Origin of the sequence: Ruminococcus sp. (genome assembly GCF_017650195.1) — a bacterium.
Lineage (GTDB): Bacteria > Bacillota > Clostridia > Oscillospirales > Ruminococcaceae > Ruminococcus.
The window spans coordinates 1-24571 of the sequence record NZ_JAGCFH010000139.1; the positions used below are offsets into that span (position 1 = coordinate 1).

General features: G+C 47.2%; 25 protein-coding genes. 22 read left to right on the forward strand and 3 right to left on the reverse strand.

What is annotated here, in order from left to right:
• From mutS to J6U00_RS06360, 22 genes are all read left to right on the forward strand, one after another.
• Nucleotides 1-1614: DNA mismatch repair protein MutS (mutS, locus tag J6U00_RS06255; RefSeq protein WP_296580242.1), on the forward strand; the 1614-nt coding region annotated here is incomplete at its 5' end.
• Nucleotides 1615-1741: 127 nt separating this feature from the next.
• Nucleotides 1742-2362 carry a hypothetical protein gene (locus tag J6U00_RS06260; RefSeq protein WP_296580243.1) on the forward strand — a complete coding sequence of 207 codons (621 nt, stop codon included), beginning with the start codon at nt 1742-1744 and terminating at the stop codon, nt 2360-2362.
• A gap of 31 nt (nt 2363-2393) precedes the next feature.
• The gene (gene mutL, locus J6U00_RS06265; protein ID WP_296580244.1) at nt 2394-4406 is read left to right on the forward strand and encodes a DNA mismatch repair endonuclease MutL; all 2013 of its coding nucleotides are present in this window, start codon (nt 2394-2396) and stop codon (nt 4404-4406) included.
• Nucleotides 4407-4486: 80 nt separating this feature from the next.
• Nucleotides 4487-5179, forward strand: a complete 693-nt coding sequence (locus J6U00_RS06270; protein WP_296580245.1) for a hypothetical protein — start codon at nt 4487-4489, stop codon at nt 5177-5179.
• Complete coding sequence (gene miaA, locus J6U00_RS06275) at nt 5166-6119, forward strand: tRNA (adenosine(37)-N6)-dimethylallyltransferase MiaA (protein ID WP_296580247.1); 954 nt, start codon at nt 5166-5168, stop codon at nt 6117-6119. Before J6U00_RS06270 ends, miaA begins: the two co-directional genes overlap by 14 nt.
• A 96-nt stretch (nt 6120-6215) precedes the next feature.
• Entirely contained in the window at nt 6216-6455 is a 240-nt protein-coding gene (gene hfq, locus J6U00_RS06280; RefSeq protein ID WP_295079446.1) for an RNA chaperone Hfq, read from the forward strand.
• 11 nt (nt 6456-6466) lie between these two features.
• Entirely contained in the window at nt 6467-7750 is a 1284-nt protein-coding gene (locus J6U00_RS06285) for an HlyD family efflux transporter periplasmic adaptor subunit (protein WP_296580249.1), read from the forward strand.
• Nucleotides 7743-8435 (forward strand): YggS family pyridoxal phosphate-dependent enzyme, encoded by a 693-nt coding sequence (locus J6U00_RS06290; RefSeq protein WP_296580251.1) that lies wholly within the window; start codon nt 7743-7745, stop codon nt 8433-8435. Before J6U00_RS06285 ends, J6U00_RS06290 begins: the two co-directional genes overlap by 8 nt.
• Before the next feature lie 95 nt (nt 8436-8530).
• Nucleotides 8531-9013 (forward strand): cell division protein SepF, encoded by a 483-nt coding sequence (locus J6U00_RS06295; RefSeq protein WP_296580253.1) that lies wholly within the window; start codon nt 8531-8533, stop codon nt 9011-9013.
• Nucleotides 9013-9771 (forward strand): YlmH/Sll1252 family protein, encoded by a 759-nt coding sequence (locus J6U00_RS06300; protein WP_296580255.1) that lies wholly within the window; start codon nt 9013-9015, stop codon nt 9769-9771. The genes J6U00_RS06295 and J6U00_RS06300 overlap by 1 nt, the downstream gene beginning before the upstream one ends.
• An 11-nt stretch (nt 9772-9782) precedes the next feature.
• Entirely contained in the window at nt 9783-10352 is a 570-nt protein-coding gene (locus J6U00_RS06305; protein ID WP_296580256.1) for a DivIVA domain-containing protein, read from the forward strand.
• Nucleotides 10353-10414: 62 nt separating this feature from the next.
• Nucleotides 10415-13192: an isoleucine--tRNA ligase gene (gene ileS / locus J6U00_RS06310; RefSeq protein ID WP_296580258.1), complete on the forward strand. Its 2778-nt coding sequence runs from the start codon at nt 10415-10417 to the stop codon at nt 13190-13192.
• Nucleotides 13193-13256: 64 nt separating this feature from the next.
• On the forward strand, nt 13257-13766 hold the full coding sequence (gene lspA / locus J6U00_RS06315; RefSeq protein ID WP_296580259.1) for a signal peptidase II: 510 nt from the start codon (nt 13257-13259) through the stop codon (nt 13764-13766).
• Nucleotides 13759-14673, forward strand: a complete 915-nt coding sequence (locus J6U00_RS06320) for an RluA family pseudouridine synthase (protein ID WP_296580261.1) — start codon at nt 13759-13761, stop codon at nt 14671-14673. Before lspA ends, J6U00_RS06320 begins: the two co-directional genes overlap by 8 nt.
• An 11-nt stretch (nt 14674-14684) precedes the next feature.
• Nucleotides 14685-15506, forward strand: coding sequence for an HAD family hydrolase (locus J6U00_RS06325; RefSeq protein WP_296580263.1), 822 nt, complete (start codon nt 14685-14687; stop codon nt 15504-15506).
• Nucleotides 15507-15510: 4 nt separating this feature from the next.
• Entirely contained in the window at nt 15511-15837 is a 327-nt protein-coding gene (locus J6U00_RS06330; protein ID WP_296580265.1) for a hypothetical protein, read from the forward strand.
• Between the two features lie 203 nt (nt 15838-16040).
• Nucleotides 16041-16880 (forward strand): transketolase, encoded by an 840-nt coding sequence (locus tag J6U00_RS06335; protein ID WP_296580266.1) that lies wholly within the window; start codon nt 16041-16043, stop codon nt 16878-16880.
• Nucleotides 16881-16884: 4 nt separating this feature from the next.
• Nucleotides 16885-17829 carry a transketolase family protein gene (locus tag J6U00_RS06340; RefSeq protein ID WP_296580268.1) on the forward strand — a complete coding sequence of 315 codons (945 nt, stop codon included), beginning with the start codon at nt 16885-16887 and terminating at the stop codon, nt 17827-17829.
• Nucleotides 17830-18409: 580 nt separating this feature from the next.
• Nucleotides 18410-18925 carry a 50S ribosomal protein L10 gene (gene rplJ, locus J6U00_RS06345; RefSeq protein WP_296580270.1) on the forward strand — a complete coding sequence of 172 codons (516 nt, stop codon included), beginning with the start codon at nt 18410-18412 and terminating at the stop codon, nt 18923-18925.
• A gap of 98 nt (nt 18926-19023) precedes the next feature.
• Complete coding sequence (rplL, locus tag J6U00_RS06350) at nt 19024-19398, forward strand: 50S ribosomal protein L7/L12 (protein ID WP_296580271.1); 375 nt, start codon at nt 19024-19026, stop codon at nt 19396-19398.
• 250 nt (nt 19399-19648) lie between these two features.
• Complete coding sequence (locus J6U00_RS06355; protein WP_296580273.1) at nt 19649-20398, forward strand: CAP domain-containing protein; 750 nt, start codon at nt 19649-19651, stop codon at nt 20396-20398.
• Nucleotides 20399-20580: 182 nt separating this feature from the next.
• Entirely contained in the window at nt 20581-22491 is a 1911-nt protein-coding gene (locus J6U00_RS06360; RefSeq protein WP_296580275.1) for a leucine-rich repeat protein, read from the forward strand.
• 60 nt (nt 22492-22551) lie between these two features.
• Here the strand turns inward: J6U00_RS06360 and grcA3 are convergent, their stop codons facing one another.
• The 3 genes from grcA3 to J6U00_RS06375 all read right to left on the reverse strand — a co-directional run.
• A complete protein-coding gene (gene grcA3, locus J6U00_RS06365; protein ID WP_296580277.1) occupies nt 22552-22791 on the reverse strand; it encodes an autonomous glycyl radical cofactor GrcA3 in 240 nt (79 codons plus the stop codon).
• An 18-nt stretch (nt 22792-22809) separates the two neighbouring features.
• Nucleotides 22810-23040: a hypothetical protein gene (locus J6U00_RS06370; RefSeq protein ID WP_296580278.1), complete on the reverse strand. Its 231-nt coding sequence runs from the start codon at nt 23038-23040 to the stop codon at nt 22810-22812.
• The coding region (locus tag J6U00_RS06375; protein WP_296580280.1) for a pyruvate formate lyase family protein at nt 23018-24571 on the reverse strand (1554 nt) is incomplete at its 5' end. The genes J6U00_RS06375 and J6U00_RS06370, both read right to left, overlap by 23 nt.

The window sequence follows — 24571 nt, forward strand, 5'->3', positions numbered from 1 at the left end:
GATGCTGTGGAAGCTCTCTACAGAAAAAGTGTTGTGCTTTCAGACCTTGAGGCTCTGCTTGACAGAGTATACGACCTTGAACGTCTTATGACAAAGGTCATGTACAAGAGTGCGAATCCGAGAGATCTGAAATCACTTTCTGCTACGGCGATGCAGCTTCCTCTGATAAAGCAGGAACTTGAAAAGCTCAGTGATTCAAAGCTTATTGTCCGTTACAACAGCGAGATATCCACCCTTGATGAGCTTGTGAACCTTGTCGAGAATGCCATTATTGATGAGCCGCCAATATCCGTAAAGGACGGCGGAGTAATAAAGGAGGGCTTCAATAAGGAGCTCGACGAGCTGAGACATATAATGAACAACGGCAGAGGCATTATCGACGAGATAGAACAGCGTGAAAAGGAAGCCACAGGCATCAAGAATCTTAAAATAGGCTTCAACCGCGTGTTTGGCTACTACCTTGAAGTAACGCGTTCATACTATGACCTTATACCAGAGGGCTGGATACGCAAGCAGACTCTTGCCAACGCTGAACGCTTCATAACCGAGGACCTGAAAAACGCGGAGAACGCTATACTCGGCGCTAAGGATAAGGCTCTCTCCCTTGAGGCAGATATATTCGCAGAGGTACGCGACTTCCTTGCCACAAAGCTTGAAGCCGTACAGAAGACCGCTTCTGCTGTAGCTGCGGTGGACGTGCTTTGCTCTTTTGCGGACGTAGCACTGAGAAATCAGTACGTAAAGCCAGATATCACCATAGACGGCTCAATTGATATAAAGGCAGGACGTCACCCGGTTGTGGAGCTCATGCTGACGGATGAGGTGTTCGTACCAAATGACATGCATATCGACAACAAGGCAGACCGTATGTCCATAATCACCGGACCGAATATGTCCGGTAAGTCTACATATATGAGACAGGCTGCTCTGATAGTCCTCATGGCGCAGACAGGTAGTTTCGTGCCTGCTGATTCCGCTAAAATATCCGTGGTGGATAAGATATTCACCCGTGTGGGTGCCTCCGACGACCTCACTGCCGGACAGTCCACGTTCATGGTGGAAATGAGTGAAGTATCTGACATACTCAAAAACGCCACTCCAAATAGCCTTGTCATACTTGACGAGGTGGGACGCGGTACGTCCACATTTGACGGAGTGAGCATAGCCCGTGCTGTTGCCGAGTATATATGCAGCTCAAAGAAGCTCGGCTGTAAGACCCTCTTTGCTACCCACTATCACGAGCTTATAGGGCTTGAAAATGAGCTTGAAGGTGTTAAGAACTACAGTATCGCTGTAAACAAGCACGGCGGCACTATTCGTTTCCTGAGAAAGATAGTTCGCGGAGGAGTGGACGAGAGCTACGGAGTTGACGTAGCAAAGCTTGCAGGACTTCCTGCGAAAGTGGTTGCAAGGGCAAGAGAGCTTCTTGAGGAAATGGAAAGAGCCCATGCCACGGAGTGCCCTGCGGCAGTACGCGAGGAGTCTGGACAGATAAGTTTCGGCAGTCTTGGACGTGAGGCAGCACTTGATATGCTTGAAAAGACAAATATAGACGAGCTTACGGACAGCGAGTGCCGCGAACTCCTCAGCGATATGCTGAATGCGTTGCAGTAAGAGCCATTAGCTATTGGCTCGGAACGCCGACTGCGTTCCGTCAACTATCAACTTTAGATGAATTTTAGGGTGTGATGCCTACATCGCCCCGTCTGAATAAATATCATAAATAACAGAGGTGAACGATATGCCTGCATACTTTTCGATGATAATGGAATTTAGCCGCGCAGAGTTGGATTTTGACAATATGAAAGAGCTCAATGCCTACATCAAATACGCTGGACTTGTGTTCAAGGGTGGCGTAGGTCATGCAAAGGACGATACCGTCGAGGATATTATCGACTGGAACCAGCATAAGCTTGAAGAGGACTTTGAGCTGGGCTATGACGAGGATTCCTCCAACGACTATAAGCAGATGTGTTTCAGCTTTGGTGGCTTTTCAGAAATACGCGGCTACATCATGAACGAGGACCCCATAAGGGGAGAATATACTTTCAACCTCCTCATACCTGAGGATGAGGTCGCAGAAGACTCGAAGACTTACAAAAAGGAAGCTGTTGACAAGCTCAAGGAGCTCGCCTCACTTCTGTGGATACTTCCCAAGACTCGTACTATACAGACAAAGCTGGAGTTGAGGGAGGGCATAGTTCCCGAAATGGATATAAGGGACGGCGCAGAACCCTCTGCCTGTCCATTTGCCATAGTATCCGAAAAGCAGTTCGGACGTATGGACACAGCTGATTATACTGCAGAGCATATCAATGCAGGTGGTGTTATCCTTATACCCAACTGGGTGAAGCTGGTCTGAGCTGCGTTACATTCAGAAAGGAAGTAAAAAAATGCCGTCCATAAACGTTCTTAGCAAAGAAATATCAGAGCTTATCGCTGCAGGAGAGGTCATAGAGCGTCCTTCCTCGGTAATCAAGGAGCTTGTGGAGAACTCCATTGACTCAGGAGCGACCCATATAACCGTCGAGATAAAAAACGGCGGTACTACATATATGCGTGTTACCGACGATGGGTGCGGTATGTCCTTCGACGATGTGCCGAAGGCATTCCTCCGTCATGCCACAAGCAAGATAAGCGTAAAAGAAGACCTTGAAAATATCCTCACTCTCGGCTTCCGCGGAGAGGCTCTTGCCTCCGTGGCAGCCGTTTCGCGTGTTGAGATAATGACAAAGCAACGCGAGCAACTTTATGGTACACTTTACGCTATCGAGGGAAGCGCCGAGAAGTCCTACGAGGAGAGCGGCTGTCCCGATGGCACAACTGTCATAATACGTGACCTTTTCTACAATGTCCCTGCAAGGCGGAAGTTCATGAAAAAGGATGTGACTGAGGGAAACGCCGTAAGCAGCATACTGCAGAAGATAACCATGTCCCATCCTGAAATATCTTTTAGATTCATACGCGATAACCGCACGGAATTCAACTCCAGCGGAGACGGGGAGCTCTTTTCGGCGATATATGCAGTTTACGGACGAGACTTCGCCCGTGACCTCATACCAGTTGACTATGAATACGAGGGGGTACACGTAGGTGGCTTCGTGATAAAGCCTCTTTACTCCAAGACCAACCGTGCCTTCCAGAATTTCTTTGTAAACGGTAGATACGTCCGTTCAAGGCTTTGCTCGGCGGCTCTGGAAAACGCCTATACAAATATGATAATGACAGGAAAATTCCCTGCCTGCGTGCTGCTCATAGACCTTGCACCAAATTCTATGGACGTGAACATACACCCGACAAAGGCTGAGGTGCGCTTCACCAATGAAAAATCTGTATCCGACGCGATATACTTTGCAGTTAAGAATGCCATGATGAAGGATGGGCTCATATACGAATTCGAGCTGAAGCCCCATACAGACTGGACAAAGACTGCTCCGGAGCCGGAGGAGATAAAGCAGCAGGAGTTTATTTTTACTCCCGTTGACAAGATAGAGGAGACCGAGCAGAAACTTTCGGAGGCTCCTGCTCCAGTGCATACAGCTCCCAAGCAGGTCAGGGAGGAGATGCCGGTCATTACGAATATAAATCTGCGCCCTGCCTACAGCCAGCCAGAGCCGGTACAGCAACAGGTACCCGTATACGAAAGGGAAGCGGAAAAAACTTCCGAGCCCGTAAAAACTTCCGAACCCGTAAAAACTCCCGAGTCTGAGAAAGAACCTGAGCCGCTTGAGGCAGTTGAGGGATTCAGTTATATCACTCAGCAGTCATTTGCAGCAGTTCCTGTACAAAAGCCGGCGGAGCCGGAGGCTCCAACAGAGTCGGTATGGACGGAAAAGCCGAAGATACGTGTTATCGGTGAAGTCTTCGGGCTTTACATAGTGGCTGAGGTGGGCGATGACACCATGATAATGATAGACAAGCACGCTGCCCATGAGCGTATACTCTTCGAGAAACTGAAGAGCCGCAATTGTCGTCAGTATAGCCAGCAGCTCCTCACGGGAGTAAAGGTGCTCCTTACTGGTGATGAATTCAGCGCTCTCGAAACGAATCAAGAGCTCCTTGCGGACATGGGTTTTGCCTTTGATTTTTCGGAAAAGCCGTGCGCTGTGGCTACGGCAGTCCCCACATTCATAATGGAACTGGAAATGGAGGAAATAATCTCGGAGATAGCTAACAATCTCCGTATGAACAGTCGCGATCCCCAGTCCCACGCACTGGACGATATGCTTCATACGGTCGCATGCAAATCGGCTATAAAGGGCAACGATAAAAATGACATAGTTGAGCTCCAGTCTCTTGCGGAGCAGGTCTACTTCGACGAGAGGATACGTCACTGTCCTCACGGCAGACCTGTTATGTTTACTATGACCAAGAGCAATATTTCGCACCAGTTTAAGAGAACGTAAGGCGGAGCGATGAAAGGTTTATTAAAGGCTTTTATGGTTATCTTGTTGTTTGCAGCTGTTTATGCATCAGTTTTTTGTTTGTGACTCGCAAAGGCGATTATGCTTATAAAGATTGGATTGAGTCTCAGTTTGCAGAAAGCGGCAGACAAGATATCTATTGTGAGGGCTGTCCAGAAGGGACTGCTTTTGTTGATTTACTTGTAAAGGATAAATTGAATGATAAGTACGCAGTGGATTTTAATGAAAAAAACGGCTTACTTCTCAATGTTGGAAGGGAATGCGGACTGGCAACTTATGATAAAGATGGATATACCAGTCTTATGCTAAGGCATAGCTGTGCAAGGTACAAAGGAGTGAACAAAAATAATACATCGTGTTCCATTAAATTGGACCTTAATACTGGAATTGTAAGGTTCTGGCGCCAATTCCGCAGAGAAAAGCTGGCATATTGCGACAGAGATGGAAATGTCATTGGAGTTACTGATGATGTGAAGATCAAACCTGATTTTTTTGAAGCTGTAGATAGTTTTTGCGTTAAGTCTTCAGGAGAAAAACTGGAATATTATGTTGTATACCTGAAAGACACTGAAGTCCATGCCGATTCATACGATGATATATACGTAGATAAATATGCTATATTTTTTACTGCATATTGTATTACTGCATTCCTTGTGCTTTTTGAATATTATATCAAAATACGTAAAGAGAAAATGGATTCGGTAAAAATGATAAAATGCATACAATCGGGAGAAGTTGACAATGAACAAAAATAATAAAAAGCCTTTTGTCCTGGCAGTGGTGGGTCCTACCGCCTCCGGCAAAACATGGCTGGGCGTTGAGCTTGCGAAGATATATGGCGGAGAGGTGATCTCCGCCGACTCCATGCAGATCTACAAGGGCATGGACATAGCCTCGGCAAAGCCCACAGAAGCCGAAAAACAGGGTGTACCTCACCACCTAATGGACTTTCTTGACCGTGGAGAGAGCTTCAGCGCCGCCGACTATGTACAGCTTGCCAACGAAAAGATAACAGAGATACTTTCTCGTGAAAAGATGCCCATAATCGTGGGCGGTACTGGGCTTTACATCGACTCCTTACTCGAGAATGTGAGATTTTCCGAGGGCGGCAGCGACGAGGTTTATCGCAGGGAGCTGTACGACTTTGCCCATGAGCAGGGAAACGAGGCGCTTCACGCTTGTCTTGCGGAGCTCGACCCAGAAGCCGCTGAGGGTATACACCCCAATAATCTTGTGAGAGTTGTCAGGGCTCTTGAGGTGTGTAAGGTTACGGGACGGAGGTTCAGCGAGCTGAAAAGGGAGAGCAGACTTGTTGAAAGTCCGTACAATTCTCTTATCATCGGATTGAACTACGAGAACAGGCAGACCCTCTACGAACGTATCGACCACCGGGTTGATGAAATGGTGAAGGCGGGGCTTGTGGAAGAAGCCCGTCAGCTTTGGCAGGAAAGCGGCATGAAGACCGCTGCCAACGCTATCGGCTACAAGGAGCTGATACCATATTTCGAGGGGAAAGCGGAACTTTCAGACTGTATCGCTCTTATAAAACAGGAAACGCGGAATTATGCCAAACGTCAACTGACGTGGTTCCGGAAAAACGACCGTATAGAGTGGTTTTTTTTGGACAGATTTAATAAAAATAATGAAATATTAGAAAAATGCAAAAAAAGTATAGCCAAATACTTGGAAATGTGATATAATGTACTGTGTGTATTTCTGCGCGGCTTATTTGGCAAAAAATTTTACTCGTAGCGCGCTACACGGAAACAAATATCTGATAGGAGAATGTGTATGAACAAAACAATCAATCTGCAGGACGTGTTCCTCAATCAGTGCAGAAAAGACAAGATTATGGTGACTATCATACTTACAAACGGTTTCCAGTTCAAGGGAATGGTTAGAGGTTTCGACAGCTACGTTGCTATCTTCGACTGCGACGGAAAGCAGCAGCTCGTATACAAGCATGCTATCTCGACCATTATCCCTGCAAGATCTGTTTCTATCCTCGACGCTTCAGAAAAGAACGACTAAGGGTGATCTGAATGGGTTTTTCCAAGTCGGACGGCAGCTTCATGGTCAAATTGCTAAGGAATGTTGTACTGGTGCTGCTTCTGATCGTTTTCGTAAGCATAGTCTATAATTTCCGCAACAGGGAAAGCGACACTGTCACTGCCCTCATGGCTTCGGCTCAGTCCTCAAAGGAATTCAAAGGCGTTTTCATAAGGAACGAGCAAATACAGCTTTACAGCGGGAACGGCGTTCTCAGCTACAATGTGTCGGATGGCGGAAAGGTCGGAAACGGCACTGTCATAGCGGAGGCTTATCACGACGACGAACAGCTCAGCATCAAACGCGAAAAGGCTAAGCTTGAAAGGGAACTGAATATCCTCGAAAAGATACAAAATCCCGGAACTCTTGAATCTGCTCAGCCCGCCAGCCTTTCCGAAAGCATCGACGACAGCTACCGCAGCCTTATGTACTACAGAGACATGGGCAGGCTCGACGAGCTCAACGAGGTCAAGGACGATTTCCTGATACAGCTCAGTACCTATCAGATAGTTACCGAGAAGGTCCAGGGATTCGACCAGAAGATATCTGATATAAAAGCAGAAATTGAAAAGCTCAATGCGAGGAGCGTTCTCCCAAGCGAGGAGATAATAGCCCCGCGTTCAGCCTATTTCGTGAGCTATATCGACGGTTATGAGGACAAGCTCAATACCAAGGAGCTGGACAAGCTCACTGTTTCGATGCTGGAGGAGGTAACCGACAGGAAGTCCACAGCGCCGAACGTGGTGGGAAAGCTCATAGATGGCTACGGCTGGTACCTTGCTATAGTTGCGGATAATTCCAAGAAGCTGTACTCCATAGGAGAAGAGGTCATGCTTAGGTTTGATTCGTCGGCTGAGAGTTATCCGGCTGTGATACATGATATCCGAGATGAAAAAAAGGACAAGAGCATCATTATTATATCCTGCGACAAGATGAATTACGAACTTGTACAGCACAGAGCCGAGATAGTCGAGCTCATAAAGGTCGTAAACGGTAAGGGCGAATGTACGGGGCTCAAGGTGCCGCGTGAAGCCATACGATTTGCTGAAGTGACTGTAACCGAGGACGATGGTAGTGGAAATATCACTACAAAGACCTCAAAGTGCAAGGGCGTATATATCCGTAAGGGTGAGCAGATACTCTTCAAGAAGATAAACGTCGTATACGAGGGCAGCGACTACGTTCTCTCGGCGCCTTCGACCGATCCGTCTACAAAGGACGAATACCTTGAGCTTTACGACGACATACTGATAGAGGAGGTCGAGGGCAGTGAATAATGACGATCTCGCTTATATCGACGAGAACCTGCGCATAATAAGAGAGAGATGCGCTGAGGCAAAGGAAAAGTACCGCAGTCCAGGTGACAAGGTACGTATAATGGCTGTCACAAAGACAGTTGCCCCTGAGGCGGTGAACCATGCTGTAAAGCTTGGTATAGACCTTCTCGGCGAGAACAGGGTGCAGGAATATCTCTCAAAGGCTGACCTATACGACAAGTCAGCAGAGGTGCAGTTCATTGGCCATTTACAGACAAATAAAGTAAAATATATCATAAATACGGTAAGCATGATACAGTCCGTTGACAGCCTTAAGCTGGGACAGGAGATAAGCCGCCTCGCCGTGAAGAACGGCAGGGTAATGGATATCCTCTGCGAGGTCAATATCGGCGGAGAGGATTCCAAGAGCGGTATCGCTCCTTCAGGACTGAAAGAACTTATCAGCGGGCTCTCGGAGCTCGAAGGTGTGCGGATAAGAGGTCTCATGACGATACCTCCTCCCTCGGACAGCGATATCTTTCTCGGAAGAATGAAGGAGCTTTACGATAGTATCTCCTCAGAGTACAGCGGTATGGATATCCTTTCCATGGGCATGACCCACGATTACGCCGAAGCAATAAGGTACGGCTCTACGCTCGTGCGCGTAGGCACCGGTCTATTCGGTGCAAGAGACTATTCAAAGTAACTCCCGGCGGAAAGCCGTATATCAACACGGGATACTCCGCATTGATCCTGTGAAGAAAGATAAAAATATATATAATGCGGAGAAGGAGTATTAAGATGAAACTTTTTGAGAACATTAAGGAATTTTTCTTTGCTGAAGAGGACGACGATTTTGACGCAGATGTTCCGGTTCGTCACGAACGCGGCGAAAGAAGCGGTTTCTCATCAGCCGCTCAGGACGATGCTCCCGTAAACGAAGGCGGACTTGGCGGTGGAATGAGCAGGGAAAGACGAAATAAAGTAGTTAATATACAGACAACGGCACAGCTTCAGGTGGTGCTCGTAAAGCCTTCTGCATTCACAGACGCAAAGCAGATAGCAGATCACCTCATAGCTAAAAAGACAGTAGTTCTTAATCTCGAGACAGCTTCTCCAGAAAACAAGAGAAGGATAATTGACTTCTTAGTAGGCGTTGCTTATGCAAACGGCGGAAGTCTCAAGCCTGTTGCTAATCTTACCTACATTATAACTCCTTACAATGTAGGCTTTATAGGCGAGGATCTCGTAGGTGAGCTGGAGAACAACGGCGTATTCATCTGATGAACGATCCTACGGATAAGCTCTTTACCGCAAGGCTTGGGGACATGACGGCACTCTGCGAAAGAAATTCGGCGCCGGTGTTCTCATCTTTCCTTGACGAAAGACAGTGTGCGGAAGCCGAGGCGTGGTGCGCAAGAAATGTAGGTAGCCTCAGGTATTTGCTGTGGGGCGGCTATGAGGACGCAAGGCGCAAAATGCTGTCGGTATATCCTGATTACTGCGAGGACTATATCCTCGCGGAATTTCCTTTTGTCTGCCTTACATTCACCTACAGGGAGGAGGACAGTCTCTCTCACAGGGATTTCCTCGGCTCCTTTATGGGCTTGCAGCTCAAAAGGGACGTTATCGGAGATATTGTTGTATCAGAGGGCACTGCACAGTCGTTCGTCACCGGGGTGGCGGCACGGCTCATAAGCGGTAGCTTATCCAAAATAGGCAGAGTCGGAGTGAAAATATCCGACGACAAACCTTTTATACTCGAAAACGCTCAGAAGTATCAGGAAATAAGCGGTACGGTGGCTTCGCTCCGCCTCGACTGTGTGGTCGGGCTTGCTGCGAGGATAAGCAGAGAAAAGGCTGCGGCACTTATCCGCACTGACAGGGCAGAGGTAAATCATCTGCCGGTTTCATCAGTCTCCCATGAACTCAGGGGCGGAGATATATTGTCAATTAGGGGCTACGGAAGATTTGTACTTTCTGAAATAAACGGTTATACAAAGAAAGACCGCATACACATTATCTTGAAGAAATATATTTAGAGGTGATTGAAATGATAACTTCAAAAGACGTCAGAAACAAAAGATTTGAAAAAGCAGCTTTTGGATATAAACAGGAGGAGATAGACGAGTTTCTCAATCAGCTTGAGGCTGAACTTGACGAAATGGAGCGTGAGCGCTCGGAAGCAAACAGCAAGATACAGGTGCTCGCAGATAAGGTAAGAGAGTACATGAGAGACGAGGACGCTCTTAAGGACGCTCTCCTCGGCGCTCAAAAGCAGGGCCATCAGGTGCTTAACGAGGCTAACGAGAAGGCTGAGAAGATCATTGCTGAGGCTCAGGCTAAAGCAGACGCCCTCGAGGACGAGGCTGTACGTCAGCACGCTGAGGCTATGGAAAAGAACCGTGAGGAGATTGCAAAAGAAAAGGAAGCTCTCATTGAAGCTCAGCAGCAGGTAGCAGACTTCAAGAAGAGTCTCTTTGATATGTATAAGAGCCATCTCGAGCTCATTTCCTCTATGCCCGAGACCTTTGACAATGAGACAGAGGAAGAGGAGACAGAGGATAAGGCTGAGACAGCTGAAGAGATTGCAGCAGCAGTTGCGTCAGATGTTGAGGAATGATCAATAATCAAAAAGATTGAAAGGAGGATCCCTCCTAGCTTTTGAATGAGGGATCGGATAGTATGGCACAGGATTATAACAGCACTCTTAATTTACCGCAGACAGAATTTCCCATGCGTGGAAATCTGCCTAAGAGGGAGCCTGAAACTCTCAAAAAATGGGAGGACGAAAGACTCTACTACAAGATGATAGATAAGAATAAGGGCAAGCCTTCTTATATTCTTCATGACGGACCTCCCTACGCAAACGGAGAGATCCATCTTGGTCACGCGCTGAATAAGTCGCTAAAGGACTTTATCGTAAAGTATAAGAATATGAGCGGATTCTGTGCTCCCTACGTTCCCGGATGGGACACCCACGGACTTCCTATCGAGCTTAAGGCTATGAAGGCTATTGGCGTTGAGAACGGTGCTATCCCTTCTGTAGACCTAAGAAAGCACTGCCGTGAATACGCTATGACACAGGTCGCAAACCAGATGAAGGGATTCAAGAGGCTCGGCTCACTGGGCGACTATGATTACCCCTATCTTACACTTCGTCCCGAGTACGAGGCAAGACAGGTAGAGGTATTCGGAGCAATGTCAAAGAAGGGCTATATGTACAAGGGACTTAAGCCGGTATACTGGTGCCCTGACTGCAATACAGCTCTTGCAGAGGCTGAGATAGAATACTCCAACGATCCTTGCTATTCTATTTATGTAAAGTTCAATGTTACCGATGACAAGGGAATTTTCACAGGTCTCGGTCTTGATCTTTCAAAGATATTCTTCGTTATCTGGACAACTACCACATGGACTATCCCCGGCAACTTGGCTATATGCCTTGGCCCGGAGTACAACTATACCCTCGTTCACGTAGGAGACGAATACTACGTAATGGCTGAGGAGCTTGTAAAGACTACTATGGAAACTGCAGGTATCACAGAGTATACCACAGACCATATCTTTACAGGAGCTGAGCTGGAGGGAATGAAGACAAAGCATCCCCTCTACGATCGCCCGTCACCGATAATCGTCGGCGACCACGTCACTCTTGAAAGTGGTACTGGCTGCGTACATACAGCTCCGGGCTACGGTGTTGAGGACTTTGAAGTATGCAAGAACTATGATGATATCGGCATAATCGTATGCGTTGACTCAAAGGGCAAGCAGACAGCTGAAGCAGGCGAATTTGAGGGCATGGACACCGATCAGGCTAACAAGGCTATTGCCGCGAAGCTCACAGAGCTTGGCGCTATGCTGGCTACTCAGAAGATCGTCCACCAGTATCCTCACTGCTGGCGCTGTAATAGTCCTATCATATACAGAGCTACAGAGCAGTGGTTCTGCTCAGTGAATGGCTTCAAGGACGAGGCTATAAAGGCTATAGAGTCTGTACAGTGGATACCCGAATGGGGCGAGGACCGCATCAAGGGAATGGTACGTGACAGAAGCGACTGGTGTATCTCGCGTCAGAGAACATGGGGCGTTCCGATTCCAGTTGTTTACTGCAAGGACTGCGGCAAGCCTATATACAACGACGAGACCATCTCCGCTATTGCAGATCTCTTCCGCAAGGAGGGCGCTGATTCATGGTGGACAAAGGATACAAGTGAATTTATCCCCGCAAGTGTAAAGTGTGAATGCGGCTGTGGTGAATTCACCAAGGAATATGACATCATGGACGTATGGTTTGACAGTGGTGTATCCCATACATCCGTTATGGAAGGAAAGGACTTCCCCTGCCTTACATGGCCTGCTGATCTCTACCTCGAAGGAGCCGATCAGTATCGAGGCTGGTTCCAGTCATCTCTTCTTACATCTGTTGTGTACAAAGGCTGTGCTCCTTACAAGGCAGTATGTACTCATGGCTGGGTAGTTGACGGTGAAGGCAAGGCTATGCATAAGTCCCTCGGAAACGGTATCGATCCGAGTGAGATAACAGAGCAGTTCGGCGCTGATATCCTCAGGCTCTGGGCAGCTTCTTCTGACTATCATAGTGATATTCGTATATCCAAGCCTATCATAAGTCAGCTTTCCGACGCCTACAAGAAGATAAGAAATACTGCACGTTTCATACTGGGCAATCTCGGAAACGGTGCAGGTTTCGATCCCGACAAGGACTGTGTAAGCGACGATAAGCTCACAGAGCTTGACAAGTGGGCTCTCATGAAGCTTGACAACCTCATTGACACTATGAAAAAGGGCTACGAGGCATTTGATTTCCATATTGCTCTCCATGCTCTCCACAATTTCTGTGTAATAGATATGTCCAACTTCTACCTTGACATAATCAAGGACAGACTTTACTGTGAGAAGGAAGATTCAGTTCTCCGCCGCGCAGCTCAGACGGCAATGTACCGTATTATCAGTGCGATAACAAGACTTGCCGCACCTATCATTTCATTCACCGCTGAGGAGATATGGCAGTTTATGCCTCACTCCGCAGACGACGACACTCAAAGTGTATTCCTCAATCAGATGCCGGAAAAGAGCGGCATTGAGTTCACAGCCGACTTCATAGACAAGTGGCAGTTCATATACAACACAAGACTCGGAGCAAATAAGGCTCTTGAAGACGCAAGAAACGAAAAGACTATCGGCAAGTCACTCGAGGCTAAGATCATTATCAAGAGCAGCGATGCAGACTATGATAAATACGTATCTCTTGCGGACCAGCTCAAGGATATTCTCATCGTATCAGGCGTTGAGGTTGAAAATGGCGGAGCTGAGACTGCTTACGAGGTAGCAAAGGCTGAGGGAGAAAAGTGCGAGCGATGCTGGTGTTTCAGCAAGTATGTTGGCACAAATCATACTCACCCCACCCTCTGCGAGAGATGTGCAGCAGCTGTGGAGGTCTGATCTGTATTATATTGCCTGTCGGCTTGAAGGGTCGGCAGGCAGTCTTATTGAAAGGATAAAACAAGTGGCGATATTACTTGCTTTGCTGGCGGCAGCCCTTATCGCAGTCGATCAGCTTGTGAAATACTGGGCGATATACGAACTTAAGCCTGTAGGGACTATGGACTTCATCCATATCGGAGATTTTAAGATATTTGACCTGACATACCTTGAAAATCAGGGAGCTATCTTCGGCGTTATGTCAGGAAAGCGCTGGTTTCTTGTAGGCTTCACGAGCATAGTTGTTCTGGCTGGTATAGTCCTGCTTATAAAGCTTTTCAAGCGCTCGAAATTCCTCAATGTGGCAATCACATTGTTCATTGCAGGAGGTATAGGCAATCTAATAGACCGGTTCCGCTTTGCTTACGTGGTTGATATGTTCGAGCTGAAGCTTTTCCGCTTCGCTATATTCAACGTGGCGGATATATGTGTTACGGTGGCTTTCGTAATGCTGCTGATATATGGCATATTCATAGACCCGAAGAACGAAAAGGCTAAAAAAGCCGAAAAGGCAGCGTCTGATAGCGATGAATGATACTGTTATTCTTACAGTCTTTGCAGAGTATGCCGGAAGCCGTATAGATAAGTATATTTCTGACAATATTGCTGAGCTCACACGGTCTGCGGTACAGGGACTCATTGAAAAGGGACTTGTTCTCGTGAACGGGAAAGAGGTCAGCAAGAACTGCAAACTTAAATCAGGGGACGAGGTATCGGTGGAGATACCGGATCCCGAGCCAATGGACGCAGTTCCTGAGGATATCCCCCTCGATATCGTATACGAGGATGACGACCTCATCGTTGTGAACAAGCCCAAGGGCATGGTGGTACACCCTGCTCACGGAAACTATACCGGTACTCTCGTGAACGCTCTCCTGCATCACTGCGGAGACAGCCTTTCAGGTATAAACGGAGTTATACGCCCAGGGATAGTACACCGTATTGACAAGAACACCAGCGGTCTTCTCATAGTTGCGAAGAACGATGCCTCACACCTTAAACTTGCAGAGCAGATAAAGGCTCACAGCTTTACGAGGGAATACGAGGCAGTAGCATGCGGATACTTCAAGGATACGGAAGGTACTGTGGACGCTCCTATAGGGCGGCATAAGAACGACCGCAAGAAGATGTGTGTTACCACGGAGAATTCGAGAAATGCGGTCACTCATTACAGCGTTATAAAGCAGTATGGCGGCTACGCATACGTAAGGCTGAGACTGGAAACTGGAAGGACGCACCAAATAAGGGTCCATCTAAGCTATATTGGTCACCCAGTACTCGGTGACGACGTTTATGGAAAGCCCTTCAAGGGCATAGAGGGACAGTGTCTCCATGCCCGTAAGATAGGCTTCATACATCCTACCACAGGGGAATATATGGAGTTTGAAAGCGGCCTGCCGGATTATTTCGCAGCAATACTGGCAAGGCTCGAAAAAATGTAGGAGGGATCCTGTTGTTTGAAGATATATCGAAAGTAGTCCTGCTCAGTGACATGGACGGTACTCTCCTTAGTACCGACAAAAGGATAACCGATACTGACAGACGTGCCATAGAGCATTTCAGGGAGCTGGGAGGACGCTTCACCGTTGCTACGGGGCGTACAGTACAGTCCTTTGACCAGTACCGCTCTATGCTCGGCCTGAAAGAACCTATAATAATGTACAACGGAGCGGCTATTTACGACTATACAAGCGGAAAAATGCTATACACCCACCCTCTCCCTGAGGCAGCAGGGGCATACGCGGCTCAGCTTATGGAGCTCATGCCCGATGTGGGAGGAGAGGTGCTGAGACCGGAGGGCACCTACGTTTTCAGCAATACAGATTATCAGCAGCTGCATACAAGGCTCTGCGGTATAGAACCGTACTATAAGGGGCTTGGAGAGATAGAAGAGGGCGGCTGGCTGAAGGTGCTGTTCGCCATGTCCCCCGAGGACGTGGACTGTATGGAGCTTCTTGTGAAGAAGCTTGACTATGAGGGCGTTGATTTTGTAAGGTCCTCGGAGATATTTTTTGAAATGCTCCCCAAAGGAGTGAGCAAGGGCTCGGCTCTTGCGGAATACAGGAAGCTCAGCGGCATGGAAGGCTGCACCTTCGTGTCCATAGGCGACTTCAACAATGATATAGAGATGATAGTTGGAGCTGACCTGGGCGTTTGCCCGGCAAACGCGGAGGATTCTGTAAAAGCAAAGGCAGACCTTATACTCACCCGCACCAATGACGAGGGAGCTGTTTCGGAGCTCATAGATCATATAATCGAAAGGTGCAGAAGTTAGAACGATGAAAAACAAGAAGGCGGCAATAATCACATACATAGTCGCGGTAGTGTGCGTACTGGGACTTATCGGGTTGCTTGTCTACTGTAGAGTGACAGGCAGGACTTCCGAAGATACTCCGAATTTTACTCTTGAGGATATAGCCATGCTGTCGCTGGCGGTATTAGCTGTGCCAATGTGGATAATATCGCTCCTGCTAATGAAGGCACTGAGGTTGAGAGGAACTCTTCACGAAAGGGAGAACAAAATGCTCATATCTCTGCCTGCTTTGGCATGCACGGGATTTTTTATATTCTATGGTATAGTTCTTATTATGATGAATGTAAAATGATGTACATACTAAGTTTACATTTTTCAGCAAGAAATGCATTGCATTAACTCAATTATTGCGGTATAATATTGGTATAGCCAACCCCGCAGGGGCAGGACCGTCCGTCTGACCTTTCACTTTGAGGATGGAGGAGAAAGCCTGCCCCTGCTACCAAAAAATGCAGATCACGGCGCAAGCCGTTAAATAAATTATTGGAGGTCAATATGGACGCAAAGCTTAAAAAGGAATTGCAGAAAACTGCCTGCAAAGTCAGAATGGGCGTTATCGAGGGTACTTATAACGCTAAATCAGGTCACCCGGGCGGTTCGCTCTCGATAAGCGATACTCTCACTTATCTTTACTTCAACAAGATGAACAACGATCCCAAGAACCCAGATTCTCCCGACAGAGACAGATTCGTTCTTTCGAAAGGACATACGGCTCCTGCGCTGTACTCGGTACTGGCACAGAGAGGCTATTTTTCTGTTGAAGAGCTGAAATCTCTTCGCCATATAGGTGCACTTCTTCAGGGCCACCCCTGTATACACATACCCGGCGTTGATATGTCAAGCGGCTCACTCGGACAGGGTATATCCGCTGCCTGCGGAATGGCTCTTGCTGGCAAAATCAACGGCAAGTCCTACAAGGTATACACCGTTCTCGGCGACGGAGAGATCGAGGAAGGACAGGTATGGGAGGCTGCTATGTTCGCAGCTCACAAGAAGCTCACAAACCTTGTTGCTATCGTTGATAACAACGGCTTACAGATAGACGGTCCCATAACTGAGGTATGCTCACCGGAGCCTATCACAGACAAATTCGCAGCTTTCGGCTGGCACGTTATCACTATGGACGCTCACGACTTCGACGACATCGACAGAGCTTTCACAGAGGCTGATTCCGTAAAGGACAAGCCTGTGGCTATTATTCAGAAGTCCACAAAGGGCAAGGGCGTTTCATTTATGGAAAATCAGGTGAGCTGGCACGGTACCGCTCCCAACAAGGAGCAGTACGATCAGGCTATGTCAGAGCTTAACGCGCAGTTAAAGGAATTGGAGGACTAATCACATGGCAGATGTTATCAAAAAGGCTACCAGAGAAAGCTACGGCGAGGCTCTTAAGGAACTTGCCGAGGAATACAAGGATCTCGTTGTCCTCGATGCAGACCTTGCTGCTGCTACAAAGACAGGCGTATTCAAGAAGGCATATCCAGATCGTTTCTTTGACTGCGGTATAGCTGAGGCTAATATGATGGGCGTTGCTGCTGGTCTTGCAGCCTGCGGAAAGATACCTTTCGCAAGCACCTTTGCTATGTTCGCTGCCGGAAGAGCTTTTGAAATAGTAAGAAACTCTATCGGCTATCCCCACCTCAATGTTAAGATTGGTGCTACACACGCCGGTATCTCTGTTGGTGAGGACGGAGCTACTCATCAGTGTAACGAGGATATCGCTCTTATGAGAACTATCCCCGGCATGACTATCATCAACCCCTGTGACGATGTAGAGGCTAAGGCTGCTGTAAAGGCTGCTCTCGACTTCAAGGGCCCCGTTTATATGCGTTTCGGAAGACTTGCAGTACCGGTCATCAACGACGCTGCAAGCTACAAGTTCGAGCTCGGCAAGGGCGTTGTTATGAAGGACGGTAAGGATGTTACAATTGTTGCTACAGGTCTCATGGTTAACGAGGCTGTAGAAGCTGCAAAGACTCTCGAGGCTGAAGGTATCTCCGCAAGAGTTGTTAATATCCACACTATCAAGCCTCTTGACAAGGAGCTTATCTGCAAGTGTGCCAAGGAGACAGGTTTTATCGTTACTGCTGAGGAGCACAGCGTTATCGGCGGTCTTGGTTCTGCTGTTGCAGATGCTGTTACAGAGTGCTGTCCTGTTCCGGTTATCAAGATCGGCGTGAACGATGAGTTCGGTCACTCAGGTCCGGCTGTAGACCTCCTCAAGGAGTTCGGTCTCTCAGCTGAGAACATCGTGAAGACAGTAAAGAAGGCACTTAATAAGTAATGTGTAGAGGCGGATATTAGCCCGCTATCCTTAATGAAACTATATATTCTTATGAAACCCGAGGGCATAACGTCCTCGGGTTTCTGCTATTAAGCAAGCTGTCTGTTTGAACGTTTTATCCTTTGTAGGAGTAATGTATCGGCTTTATTCCTATTCAGTTTGGTTTGGCATTTTTTTGCTAACAGAAGTGCACATTATCCGCCCTTTTTAATTTATAGTTCGTAATGCGTAATTGATTTGTAGGGGCTGGCATTCCCGAGAGCACGTGATAATACAATCGCAAACCGCGGATTACAGGGCTACTGGCTTGGGCGAACGCTGTTAGCACCTACGCTAAAAACTAATTACTAACAATTTTTCAAAAAAAGCTTGACAAAGCAAAATTAATATGATATAATTATCACGCTGTGAATAATACAGCATCGTATTCTAAAGACAGCTGGCAGAGCAAAAGCTCAGTAAGTCCCGCCGAGGAATAGCAATTGATAGAATTATCGTTGTCCATTCTGCGCTGTCGGAATGGGCATTTTTATTGCTCTCTCTGAATACGATAAAAATCATTCGGAGGTGAATACACACTATGCCAAGCAATGCTGTACTCGAAGCAAAGAAGGCTAAGGTCGAGAAGCTCACCGAGATCATCAAGAATTCCGTATCAGGCGTTCTCGTTGATTACAAAGGTATCACTGTTGAAGAGGATACTAAGCTCAGAAAAGAGCTCCGTGAGGCTGGCGTTAACTACTTTGTAGAGAAGAACACAATGCTTCTCCGCGCTTTCAAGGAATGCGGTATCGAGGGCTTTGAAGAGGCTCTCAACGGCACAACTGCTCTCGCTGTATCTAGCGACGATCAGACTGCTCCCGCAAGAATCCTCGGTAAGTTCGCTGAGAAGGCAGGCGATGAGAAGTTCAATCTGAAGGCAGGCTTCGTTGAAGGTGAAGTTTTCGATCAGGCTGGAGTTGTTGCTCTTTCCAAGATCCCTTCAAAGGATACCCTTCTTGCTCAGCTCGTTGGCTCTCTCCAGGGCCCTCTTCAGAAGCTGGCTGCTACTCTCAACGCTGTTGCAGAAAAGAAGAAGGAAGAAGAAGCTGCATAATTGCCGCTTAATCTTTCACACATGTTTCGCGGAGACAGGCTCCGCAGTTTAAAACCACAGCCCATAAGGGCAATACTATTAAAAAGGAGATTATTATCATGGCTTCTGAGAAGATCACAAAATTTGTTGAAGATATCAAGACTCTTTCTGTTCTTGAGCTTTCTGAGCTCGTAGACGCTATCCAGGAGGAATTCGGTGTAACAGCTGCTATCGCTGCTGCTCCTGCTGCTGGTGCTGCTGCTGGCGGCGCTGCTGCTGCTAAGACAGAGTTCGACGTAATCCTTACTTCATTCGGTGACGCAAAGATGGGCGTTATCAAGGTTGCTAAGGAAGTTCTCGGACTTGGCCTTAAGGAGGCTAAGGAAGTTGTTGAAGGCGCTCCCAAGGCTATCAAGGAAGGCGTTTCTGAGGCTGAGGCTAACGAGCTCAAGGCTAAGTTTGAAGAGGCTGGCGCTACAATCGAGATCAAGTAATCAGTTGGATCAAGATTCATTATTGAAGGCTGTACCTTCGGGTGCAGCCTTTCTTGTTTGATGTTATAAAAAGATTATTCATAATTTGTGCAAGTCTACAATCGAGAAGATCGAATGTTGACTTGTATAGTCAACTGTGCTATAATTTGATTGGGATATGATTTTTGTCATGGTATTGTTAAAGTGTATTTTCTGAACGTCACCGCTTTTGGAGTTTCTTTCCTTGGCAGGGCATAAAGGAGGCATTACTATGAGGAAATTTGGAGCATTACTTAGTTCTTTGGTACTGGCGGCAGCATTTATCGCTGCTCCCGCTGCTATGGCAGCAACAGTTGACAATACAGTTGAATTAGCGACAAAAAAGCAGGCAGCCCCTGCATCACAGTATATCACCTACGCGGACAGTGTCATAAAGCTCGTGAACAAGGAGAGAAGAAACAGAGGACTTCAGGAGCTGAAAATGATACCTAAGCTCACGAAATGTGCGGTGATACGTGTAAATGAAACGACCAGATACTGGAGTCACCAACGCCCTAACGGTTCGTCCGGAATGGACGTTATTGATGAGGTCGGTCTAAGCTGGACAGGCAAAGCCGAGAATATTGCCTGCGGTCAGAATTCTCCGGAGAGCGTTGTGAGCAGTTGGATGAATTCCTCCGGGCACCGTGCAAATATACTCAGCTCTGACTATAAGTATATCGGAGTCGGTTGCGCCTATTATAACGGTAGCTATTATTGGACTCAGGAATTTCTCGCCTCTAATGTGAATTACGACTATGCCTTCCTTCCGGAAAAACATGGTGAGATAAACGACGACGGTTATGTTGACGCGATTGATGCCTCAATGGTCCTGTCGGAGTACGCGGCGGTATCTGCTGGAAAGGGCTCGACCCTGAGCAGGACCCAGCGTGCTAGAGCAGAAATGAACGGTGACGATATCGTTGATGCTGCCGACGCTTCGATGATACTGAATATCTATTCAGTTAATTCTTCAAGATAAAATAGGGTAAAACATTACAGGCTTGAAGCCGTCTCTTTCGGGACGGCTTTTTTGTTACCGCTCATTAATGAAATGTTAACGAATTGTAAACTTTACAAGAGCTGTATTGTGAATGAAATATGAATGTGATATAATTTTTTCAAGCCCAAGGCGATAAAAATAAATGAAGGAGGAATGATCAGATGAAAAAAGCAAGGATCGCTGCAGCTGCTCTGTCACTTCTCATTGCAGGCGAGGCTTGTCCTGTTTCGCTGAAAACAGCGGATATCACAGCAGCAAGTGCCGCAGAAGAGCTTACCGAGAACTCTGCTGAGGAGCCGGAGTATTATGAGATCGCTGTTCAGTACAGCGTAAAGTATGCAGAATACAAAGATCATGCGATCGTCATGGGGTTATCAGAGGAATATGTGGATATGGAAGAGCCCTTCGATATAGATATACCAGACGAGATCGAAGGCATACCAGTTACAGAGATATCGCCAGAGGCGTTCAGCCTTAGCAATGTTAAGAATGTAAAACTGGGCAAAAATATAAAGACAATAGGGGATTACGCCTTTAACGGCTGCTCATATATCACGGAGATAAAGCTGCCGGCAGCTCTTGAAAGGCTTGGCAACAGCGTATTCTGTGAGTGCAGAGGGCTGGAGAAGGTGACCTTCAACGATAAGCTGCTCAGCATAGGACGCAAGGCGTTTATGAACTGCCGTGCCCTTACTTCCGCAGAGCTGCCCGACAGTCTCGTAAAAATAGACGAAAACGCATTCAGCGGCTGTCAGAAGCTGAGTAAGGTCAGATTCGGAGCCAATATCGCTAGTATAGGCTCGGGAGCTTTCAGCAGTGTAAACATGACGTATATGGAAATACCGTCAACTGTCAGCGAGCTTAACGGCTGCCCGCTTTTGTATACCGACTATGATGAGCTTCCTAATATGGCAATAAGGATAGACAATCCCGACTGCGTACTAGGCGGCGATCGTTCTGAGTGGAAAGAGTTCATAATAATATGTGACGAGGGCTCAGCTCCGGCGATATTTGCCGAGGAGAAGGGGATAAGACACTGTACATACGAGCTGTATAAAAATGGTAAGTATGACAGGAGAGCCGAAACAGAATACGGCGAGGTATTCAGCAACGATACCATGAGCTGGTGTATGGTTGAGGGAGGCTATGAGGTATTCGATATCACTATGGGCGACGCCGAGGAGCTTGTTATCCCCGACGAGATTGACGGAGTTCCCGTTGTAGCTGTCAGCAATAACCTGAGCAGCCGCGAGAACAATACCAAAGTCAAAAAAATAGTGATAGGCAAAAACGTGAAAACTATATGGAGCGCTGCGTTTTTCGAATATCCTGCACTTGAGGAGGTAGTGTGCGGAGAAAAGCTTGAGACCATAATGTCGCTTGCCTTCTATGGCTGTGAGAAGCTTCAAAAGGTCATCTTCAACGAGAAGCTGAAAACCATAGAACACATGGCGTTTTTCAACTGCACCTCACTTACAGATATAAACTGCCCAGGCTCTGTTACGAGCCTTAAGCAGGGAACGTTCTATCTCTGCTCTCCTGATTTTATCATACTTCCCGAGAGCGTTAAGTATGTTGAACAGTCGGCGATAAATGTTTCCATTGACTATGAAAGCAGCTTTTCCAATCCTTCAGTTATAGTTGTGCTCAATCCGGAATGCGATTTTGAGCCTTCATCAATATCAGGCAGCAGGGGGATATGGATACTGGGATACAGTGGCTCCACGGCGGAGATATACGCGAAGGAGAACGGACTGCTGTTCAGAGTGCTTGAAAAGCCGAAGGAAAGCAACGACATGTCGGAGACTGAAGATATGACCGATGAAACTGATACTGACAGGTGTGCAGGTGATACCAACTGTGATGGCACAGTTGATCTTTCCGACGTTGTACTCATACTTCAGGCTCTTGCAAATCCTGATAAGTACTGGCTAGAGGGAACTGACCCTTCGCACCTAACTACTCAGGGATTATACAACGGAGACGTGTGCTATTACGGAAGCGGTATAACCGCAAAGGATGCGCTGTGGATTCAGAATTATCTTCTTGGAGACACCGAGAGCCTTAACTGACATATAAGAAACAACAAGCCCCGGAGCAATTATATCAAATTGCTTCGGGGCTGAAAATATTTAAAGGTTTGAATGGAAGGTACGGGAAATAACGTCGTCCTGTTGTTCCTTTGTGAGTTTTATGAAGTTTACCGCGTATCCCGAAACTCTTACAGTGAGCTGCGGGTACTTTTCCGGGTGAGCTTGAGCGTCAAGGAGAGTTTCACGTGTGAACACGTTTACGTTGAGGTGATGACCGCCTTTTTCAACGTAGCCGTCGAGCAATTCGATGAGGTTATCTACTTGTTTCTGATTATCCATATACATCCTCCTGTTCTTTTATAATTCGTCATCGTCGGGTTCAAGTTCCGTGGGCTGACAACATGCGCCTTTTTTGCCGCATATATCCGTGCTTTTTACGGTATCAACTTTAAGCTCCGAACCGTCATCTGAGACTATGTTTATATGACCGCTTCCCTGTGACATCAGCTGATCTATAAGGTCAGCGAGCTCTGCAGGGGATTTTTTATCTTCTGGAGCACACATATCATTCTCCTCTGAGTTTGTCAAGGTCGAGGTCTCCGGCGAAGATGTCCATATCCTTTCCGAGAGCGTCGGGAACTATGGAGAAGGTGTTGGAGATACCGTCCTGTGCATGTCTGAAGGGGAGCTTTGCAACAGATGAAAGTGAAGCTACAGCGCCGTGAGTATCTCTGCCGTGCATTGGGTTAGCTCCCGGGGCAAGAGGAACTCCCTGCTTGCGTCCGTCGGGAGTATTTCCTGTCTTCTTGCCGTATACCACGTTAGATGTGATAGTGAGTATTGACATGGTCGGAACACTGTCACGGTAAGTGTGGTGCTTTCTTACACAGTCCATAAATCTGCGGACAACCTCTACTGCTATCTGGTCAACACGGTCATCATTATTGCCGTATTTGGGGAAATCTCCTTCAATTTCGTAGTCAACGACCACATTTCTTGCAATATCAGTTACGTTTCCCGCCTTGTCCTTTATTTCGATATCCTTGCGAATAGGCTTTACTTTAGCGTATTTTATAGCCGAGAGCGAATCCGCAACGACTGAAAGTCCTGCGATTCCTGTTGCGAAATAGCGCTTTACATCTCTGTCATGAAGTGCCATTTGAAGTCTCTCGTAGCTGTACTTGTCGTGCATATAGTGGATAACATTGAGGGTGTTGACATAGAGTCCAGCCAGCCACTCCATCATATCCATGTACTTTTCCCATACGTCGTCGAAGTCGAGATACTCGCTGTCAACAGGTCTGAACTTGGGTCCCACCTGTAAACCGAGGCGTTCATCCACACCGCCATTAATAGCGTATAGCAGGCACTTGGCAAGATTAGCTCTTGCGCCGAAAAACTGCATTTCTTTGCCTACCACCATTGATGATACACAGCATGCAATAGCGTAATCATCGCCGTGAACAACTCTCATCATATCATCATTTTCATACTGGATAGAAGAGGTCTTTATTGACATCTTTGCGCAGTACTCCTTGAACTTTCTCGGAAGTTTCGTTGACCAGAGTATGGTCATATTTGGTTCGGGAGCTGTTCCGAGATTCTCAAGAGTGTGGAGGTAACGGAAACTGTTCTTCGTTACTAGGTGATGCCCGTCAACATCAACTCCGCCGATAGATTCGGTTATCCATGTGGGGTCACCTGAAAATAGCTCATTGTACTCCGGTGTACGTGCGAACTTTACGATACGGAGCTTCATGATAAAATGGTCTATAAGTTCCTGAGCCTTTTCCTCGGTAAGTATACCTTTATCGAGGTCACGCTGAATGAAAATATCAAGGAATGTGGAAGTTCTTCCGAGAGACATAGCCGCGCCGTTCTGCTCCTTGACAGCTGCAAGGTATCCGAAGTAGAGCCACTGCACGGCTTCCTTTGCATTTGCGGCAGGCTTTGATATGTCAAGACCGTATATCTCGCCTAGCTTTTTCAGCTCCTGCAAGGCACGTACCTGCTCGGCAAGCTCCTCACGGAGGCGGATATTCTTGGAAGTCATTCTTACAAGAGAAGTATCAATCTGGTGCTTTTTGTCCTCAATAAGCCTGTCCACACCGTAAAGAGC

Excerpts from the sequence above, each read along its gene's own strand:
- J6U00_RS06260 (WP_296580243.1), top strand. The coding sequence starts at position 1,742 with ATGCCTGCATACTTTTCGATGATAATGGAATTTAGCCGCGCAGAGTTG.
- mutL (WP_296580244.1), top strand. The coding sequence starts at position 2,394 with ATGCCGTCCATAAACGTTCTTAGCAAAGAAATATCAGAGCTTATCGCT.
- miaA (WP_296580247.1), top strand. The coding sequence starts at position 5,166 with ATGAACAAAAATAATAAAAAGCCTTTTGTCCTGGCAGTGGTGGGTCCT.
- hfq (WP_295079446.1), top strand. The coding sequence starts at position 6,216 with ATGAACAAAACAATCAATCTGCAGGACGTGTTCCTCAATCAGTGCAGA.
- J6U00_RS06285 (WP_296580249.1), top strand. The coding sequence starts at position 6,467 with ATGGGTTTTTCCAAGTCGGACGGCAGCTTCATGGTCAAATTGCTAAGG.
- J6U00_RS06295 (WP_296580253.1), top strand. The coding sequence starts at position 8,531 with ATGAAACTTTTTGAGAACATTAAGGAATTTTTCTTTGCTGAAGAGGAC.
- J6U00_RS06300 (WP_296580255.1), top strand. The coding sequence starts at position 9,013 with ATGAACGATCCTACGGATAAGCTCTTTACCGCAAGGCTTGGGGACATG.
- J6U00_RS06305 (WP_296580256.1), top strand. The coding sequence starts at position 9,783 with ATGATAACTTCAAAAGACGTCAGAAACAAAAGATTTGAAAAAGCAGCT.
- ileS (WP_296580258.1), top strand. The coding sequence starts at position 10,415 with ATGGCACAGGATTATAACAGCACTCTTAATTTACCGCAGACAGAATTT.
- J6U00_RS06320 (WP_296580261.1), top strand. The coding sequence starts at position 13,759 with ATGAATGATACTGTTATTCTTACAGTCTTTGCAGAGTATGCCGGAAGC.
- J6U00_RS06330 (WP_296580265.1), top strand. The coding sequence starts at position 15,511 with ATGAAAAACAAGAAGGCGGCAATAATCACATACATAGTCGCGGTAGTG.
- J6U00_RS06335 (WP_296580266.1), top strand. The coding sequence starts at position 16,041 with ATGGACGCAAAGCTTAAAAAGGAATTGCAGAAAACTGCCTGCAAAGTC.
- J6U00_RS06340 (WP_296580268.1), top strand. The coding sequence starts at position 16,885 with ATGGCAGATGTTATCAAAAAGGCTACCAGAGAAAGCTACGGCGAGGCT.
- rplJ (WP_296580270.1), top strand. The coding sequence starts at position 18,410 with ATGCCAAGCAATGCTGTACTCGAAGCAAAGAAGGCTAAGGTCGAGAAG.
- rplL (WP_296580271.1), top strand. The coding sequence starts at position 19,024 with ATGGCTTCTGAGAAGATCACAAAATTTGTTGAAGATATCAAGACTCTT.
- J6U00_RS06355 (WP_296580273.1), top strand. The coding sequence starts at position 19,649 with ATGAGGAAATTTGGAGCATTACTTAGTTCTTTGGTACTGGCGGCAGCA.
- J6U00_RS06360 (WP_296580275.1), top strand. The coding sequence starts at position 20,581 with ATGAAAAAAGCAAGGATCGCTGCAGCTGCTCTGTCACTTCTCATTGCA.
- grcA3 (WP_296580277.1), bottom strand. The coding sequence starts at position 22,791 with ATGGATAATCAGAAACAAGTAGATAACCTCATCGAATTGCTCGACGGC.